The sequence below is a fragment of the Microcystis sp. LE19-41.2A genome (assembly GCF_027530405.1).
GTDB classification, from domain to species: Bacteria; Cyanobacteriota; Cyanobacteriia; order Cyanobacteriales; family Microcystaceae; genus Microcystis; species Microcystis aeruginosa.
On record NZ_JAPZQJ010000022.1, the window covers coordinates 1 to 4,394 of the forward strand.

At 42.8% G+C, this 4,394-nt stretch carries 4 protein-coding genes; 1 reads left to right on the forward strand and 3 read right to left on the reverse strand.

Features of this window, described 5'->3' with window-relative positions; genetic code table 11:
• Positions 1-481: 481 nt before the first annotated feature.
• Both O9290_RS00825 and O9290_RS00830 read right to left on the reverse strand, forming a co-directional pair.
• Positions 482-676 carry a hypothetical protein gene (locus O9290_RS00825; RefSeq protein ID WP_288055790.1) on the reverse strand — a complete coding sequence of 65 codons (195 nt, stop codon included), beginning with the start codon at positions 674-676 and terminating at the stop codon, positions 482-484.
• A 248-nt stretch (positions 677-924) separates the two neighbouring features.
• Positions 925-2,061 (reverse strand): DegT/DnrJ/EryC1/StrS family aminotransferase, encoded by a 1,137-nt coding sequence (locus O9290_RS00830; protein ID WP_288055791.1) that lies wholly within the window; start codon positions 2,059-2,061, stop codon positions 925-927.
• Between the two features lie 126 nt (positions 2,062-2,187).
• On the opposite strand from O9290_RS00830, the gene O9290_RS00835 reads away from it, so the two are divergent.
• Positions 2,188-2,964, forward strand: a complete 777-nt coding sequence (locus tag O9290_RS00835; RefSeq protein ID WP_002760702.1) for an ABC transporter permease — start codon at positions 2,188-2,190, stop codon at positions 2,962-2,964.
• A gap of 87 nt (positions 2,965-3,051) precedes the next feature.
• Here O9290_RS00835 and O9290_RS00840 read toward each other — a convergent pair whose 3' ends face one another.
• Positions 3,052-4,068, reverse strand: a complete 1,017-nt coding sequence (locus tag O9290_RS00840) for a type I glyceraldehyde-3-phosphate dehydrogenase (RefSeq protein WP_287691733.1) — start codon at positions 4,066-4,068, stop codon at positions 3,052-3,054.
• Positions 4,069-4,394 lie beyond the last annotated feature (326 nt).

Sequence of the window (4,394 nt, forward strand, 5' to 3'; positions counted from 1 at the left end):
TAAGGGATGGAACCCTTATATAGAAAGGCATTTAGCGATTTTTGTCAATTGTTTTTTATCTAGAGCGAACTAATCAATTAAGTCTCTTGCCAGATAAAGATTTAGTCGATTTATGCCCCCCTATCGAACCATACCAAGTAACGAAGAACCAAATTTCTCGACGATAACTAATATCAGAAAACCATAGATTGTAATTAATAATAACCTTGTTATTACTTAGATAGCTAGTTTCTTCAAGGAATTCTTTGGCGTATTCAATCCACATATCAGTCAGAGACATTCCTTTTGTCTTGACAGATAAAAATCCCTTTTTCAAACGACTGGCAATCAGATTAAACGTATCTCTGAGTAAAAGTACATCGTACCTAAGTAGGGAGGCACAATTATTTGTAGGATGGGTTAGCGGTAGCGTAACATAATCGGGCGTTGGGTTTCATGCTTCAACCCAACCTACGTTCATCTTATATTTAATTCCACCCACCTACTTATGACTGGTTTTTCCTACATAAAGATCATGTTTTTTTTCATATTTTTGCTCAGTTATTTTGGCAATACTATGGTCTTCGTAGCTATACAAAAAACAGTTTTTAGTCTTGAAATTTCCCCAAGCTTCCTCTCGAAAACCCATAAGGGTTGAAGTGTAGATGAAAATGCCTAAAAGGACTGATACTAACATTAACATTATTCGGAAAATAAGAATCTTGTTCTTGCGCTCTAATCCAATTTAACACCGCATGATTACCACTACGTTTCAAACCGATAAAACGAATTTCTCTTTGATTGATGACTTTTTCTAGTTGATCTTTTTGAGTTAGAGTACGCCAGAAATCCCAGGCATCATAGACTAAATCACGCTTTACTTTTCTTAAGTTATTTAGTAAATCCTCGGCTGGTTTTGAACGCTCATTTATCTAACTCATTAGTTCAATCCTCGGCTAAATCATAAATTGAAAAACTATGCAAACAATCTTTCAGCGCATAGGCTACCTGTTGTTGTTCCTCGCAGCTTAAATCGGGGAACATAGGCAAAGATAACACTTTTTCACTGGCCAATTCAGCCATGGGTAAATCACCTTTTTTATAGCCTAAATACTGATAAACCGGCTGTAAATGTAGGGGAATCGGATAATAAACCATGGATAGGACATCTTTTTCCTGCAAAGCTGCCCGAATTTGGTCACGATTTTCCGTTAGGATTGTGTACTGATTCCAAACGTGCTTACCCCCAGCTAAAGCGGTAGGTAAAGTGATATTAGGCAAGGGTTGCAGTAATTCTCGATAACGTTGGGCAATCTCGATCCGTTGATTATTCCAAAAATCGAGATATTTTAGCTTAATTTGCAAAATAACCGCTTGAATGGCATCTAAGCGGCTATTTACCCCGATTACCTCGTGGAGATAACGCACCTTGCTGCCGTGTTCTTTAATCATGCGAATTTGTGCCGCTAACTCGGGGTTATTGGTGGTAATTGCGCCACCATCGCCACAACCGCCTAAATTTTTGGTAGGAAAGAAGCTAAAACAGCCAATATCGCCGATACTCCCCACTTTCTGCCCATGCCATTCTGCTCCCGTTGCCTGAGCGCAATCCTCGATTACAAATAAATTATGGGAACGAGCGAAATTTACTACCTCAGACATATTGACAGATTGCCCAAAAAGGTGTACTGGGATAATCGCTTTAGTCTGGGGAGTAAGCGCTTTTTCCAACAGTGCCACATCGAGGTTAAAAGTATTAATATCGATATCGACAAAAACCGGCACTGCCCCGACTAAATTAATCGCTTCGGCGGTGGCAATAAAAGAAAAAGTGGAAGTAATTACTTCATCCCCCGCTTGAATACCGAGGGCGCGCAGTGCCAGATAAAGGGCATCGGTTCCCGAATTACAGGCAACACAATCGCTAACACCGTGATAGAGGGCAAATTGTCGTTCTAATTCGCTCACAACTTCACCGCCAATATAGCGCCCAGAACGGAGGATTTCTAAAACGGCATGGTTAGCTTCTTCGCTGATGACTTGGTATTGACGGGATAAATCGACGGGGGGAATTGTACTCACGCGCTTTCACTCAAATTAGAGACTAATCGGGATTTGTTGGGGAAAAGAAGGAATAATTAGTCAAAAATAATTATAAACTTGCTATTTATAGATTAAGTATTGTTGTAATTTGTTTCTTTTATTTTTATGGATGGATTAGTAGAACTAAATCTGGTGGATTTGGGTTGGGCTTTGGGGATGATGGGTATTTGTTTAATCCTCTCCCGTTGGTCAAATTTAGCTCTAGAGGGACAATTATTATTGGCGACTGGTCGATCGATCCTGCAATTATTAGTGGTAGGCTACGTTATCGCCGTTATTTTTTCCCTGGATAATCCTCTGGCCGTGCTGGGGATTTTGGCAGTAATGATGACTATTGCGACTATTGTTGCTAAAAATCGCATCGATAGCCGAGATAAAGGCTTATTACCCCTAGTTTTTGGCTCTCTGTTGATTAGTAGCTGTCTAACTTTAGGTTATGCGATCGCTTTAATTATTCAACCAGAACAATGGTACTCGCCCCAATACTTAATTCCCTTGACGGGGATGGTGTTAGGGCAAGCGATGAATAGTGCCTCTTTAGCCGGGGAGAGATTAAGCAGTGCCATTAAAAGTCACCGTTTGGAAATCGAAACCCATCTTTGTTTAGGGGCAACCCCTCAACAAGCGATCGCAGCTTATCAAAAAGAAGCGATTCGAGCTAGTTTAATACCCACCCTCAATCAGATGATGGTGGTGGGTTTAGTCAGTTTACCCGGAATGTTCACCGGACAGGTATTGGCAGGAAGTGAACCTTTAAACGCCGCTTCCTACCAGATACTGATCCTGTTTATGATTGCCCTAGCTAACCTAATCACCGCTCAATTGGTGACAGAGGGAATCTATCGGCGCTTTTTCAGTGAGAATTTATCACTGCTCAGTTAACAGTTATCAGTTATCAGTTATCAGTTATCACTAACCACTCCTGACTCCTAATTAACGCCCACTGTTCACTGTTTACTGATCACTGATTTAGCCTTTCCACTTGCTGGCGACGACTTCAGCGAGATCAACCACCCGTTGGGAGTAACCCCATTCGTTATCGTACCAAGCGATAACTTTTACCATATCGCCACCCATCACCATGGTGAGACTAGCATCGATGATCGAGGAGGCATCAACACCGCGATAATCAGAGGAAACGAGGGGTAAATCATTATATTCGAGAATTCCTTTCAAAGAATTTTCCGAAGCTTCTTTGAGGACTTCGTTTACCTGTTCCGCGATCGTACTTTTTTCCACTTGCGCCACTAAATCCACCACAGAAACGTTAGGAGTGGGTACACGCAGAGCGATCCCGTTAAGTTTCCCTTTCATGTCGGGGATAACTAAGGCTACAGCTTTAGCGGCACCGGTGGAGGTGGGAACGATGTTAACGGCAGCGGCGCGAGCGCGACGGAGATCCCGGTGACTAGCATCAAGAATGCGTTGATCACCAGTGTAACTGTGGGTGGTGGTCATCGTCCCTTTGATGATGCCGAAGTTTTCGTGAATCACTTTGACGACAGGAGCAAGACAGTTGGTGGTACAACTGGCATTGCTGATGACATTGTATTTATCGTGTTCGTATTCGTGAGCGTTGACACCAACCACATAGGTTCCCACACCCGAACCTTTACCCGGTGCGGTAATGAGGACTTTTTTAGCTCCTGCGACAATATGCTTAGAAGCGCCCTCTTCATCGACGAAAACACCGGTAGCTTCGATCACTAAATCTACACCCCATTCTGCCCAGGGCAGATTGAGGGGATTGCGATCGGAATAACATTTAATGGTTTTACCGTTAACAATTAAAGAATTATCATCGGCATCGATATTAGCGTTAAGTTTGCCTAACATCGAGTCATATTTGAGCAGGTGAGCGTTACTACGGGGATCGGATGTATCATTGATCCCCACTACCTCCAAGCCACTATCAGTCCGTCCTAACCAACATCTTAGGAAATTACGTCCAATCCGTCCGAAACCATTGATCGCTACTCTAATCACTGCTGCTTGCCCTCTACGTTTTAGTGCAATACATAAAAAAATAATTAATGTTCCCAATCATACCTTAAAGGTTGAACTTTACGATCCCGATCGAAAATAATTTATTAGCTCACCATTCAGGAGAGTAGGAGACGGGAGACAGGAGACTCCGAGACAGGGGACTCCGAGACAGGGGACAGGAGATTATTTTTATTTATTCTCCTCACCTCCCCACACCCCACACCCACACCCTACACACAACAACCAAAACCCCACACCCCACAACCCCCACCCAAACACCCACAAACCACCACCCCACACCCACAACCACAACCCCAAACCCCAAA

What these genes read in the sequence shown, in the direction of transcription:
- O9290_RS00825 (WP_288055790.1), bottom strand. Translation starts at nt 676, where the DNA reads ATGTTAGTATCAGTCCTTTTAGGCATTTTCATCTACACTTCAACCCTT.
- O9290_RS00835 (WP_002760702.1), top strand. Translation starts at nt 2,188, where the DNA reads ATGGATGGATTAGTAGAACTAAATCTGGTGGATTTGGGTTGGGCTTTG.